This is a genomic window from Nocardia sp. NPDC047654, assembly GCF_043205035.1.
Lineage (GTDB): Bacteria > Actinomycetota > Actinomycetes > Mycobacteriales > Mycobacteriaceae > Nocardia.
The window spans coordinates 1-1,212 of the sequence record NZ_JBIDDF010000047.1 but is presented as its reverse complement, the minus strand read 5'-3'; the positions used below and the strand labels follow the sequence as shown (position 1 = coordinate 1,212).

Sequence of the window (1,212 nt, the reverse complement as noted above, 5' to 3'; positions counted from 1 at the left end):
GGTGGGGTGTTGGGGGCGGTGGGTGCGTTGTCGGCGGTGGTGGTGCCGGGGCGGGCGCAGCCGTGGTCGTGGTCGCCGGAGGGGTCGGTGGCTGGTGGTGGGGAGGGGGTTGATCCGTTGACGGTGTGGGATCCGGAGGCGGATGAGTTGGTGGCGTCGTTGTTGGATCGGGGGGAGGTGGGCAGGGTGAATGGGTTGTTGCGGTTGTGGACGCGTAATGGTCAGCCGTTGCCGGAGGGGTTGCCGGGGGATTTGCGGGATTTCATGGAGTATGCGCGGCGGTTGCCGGTGTGGACGGATCCGGGGAAGTTGGCGACGGCGGTGGAGTTCAACAAGAAGCGGGGGTTGTATCTGGGGGTGTTGTATGGGTTGGCCAGCGGGATGATGTCCACGGTGATCCCGAAGGAGGCGCGGGCGGTGTATTACTCGAAGGGGGGTCATGATCTGAAGGATCGGATCACCAAGACCGCGAAGTTGGGGTATGACATCGGGACGGCGAATGCGTATGCGCCGGATGGGGAGATGGTGGTGACGTGTGTGAAGACGCGGTTGGTGCATGCCGCGGTGCGGCATTTGTTGCCGCGGTCGCCGCATTGGGTGGCGTCGGCTGAGGAGCAGGTGCCGATCAGTCAGAACGATATGATGGTGACTTGGCATAGTTTGCCGACGACGGTGATGAAGCATTTGACGGCGTGGGGGGTGCCGATGCCGGAGGCGGAGTCGGAGGCGTTTCTGCATTCTTGGCAGGTGGGGGCGCATATGTTGGGGATTCGGGATGAGTACATTCCGAATTCGTGGGGTGAGGCGAACGCGCAGGCCGCGCAGGTGCTGGATCCGGTTCTGGCGGCGACGCCGGAGGGGGCGAGGTTGGCGGATCGGTTGTTGCGGTTGGGGGCGAATCTGGATTTGGCGGTGGTGAGTAAGCCGGTGTTGGGGGCGTTCACCCGGTTTTTGTTGGGGGATGAGATCGCTGATGGGTTGGCTATCGCGCGTGAGCCGGTGTGGGATCCGTTGTTGCGGGTGAGTTGGGGGCCGTTCATCGCGGTGCGGGAGGGGTTGTTGCCGGTGGTGCCGTTGGCGCCGGATGCGTATTGGTTGTTCGATGAGTTCCTGCGGCGGGCGGCGTTGGTGTATTTGGCCGAGTTGCGGATGCCGATCAGTATCGAACTGCCCACGATGAACCGGGACATGACCCAACCACACCGCTGACCC

At 63.7% G+C, this 1,212-nt stretch carries 1 protein-coding gene; it reads left to right on the top strand.

From position 1 onward, the window contains the following. A partial coding sequence (locus tag ACGF7Y_RS36470) for an oxygenase MpaB family protein (protein ID WP_393242492.1) occupies positions 1-1,209 on the top strand: 1,209 nt, incomplete at its 5' end. Positions 1,210-1,212 lie beyond the last annotated feature (3 nt).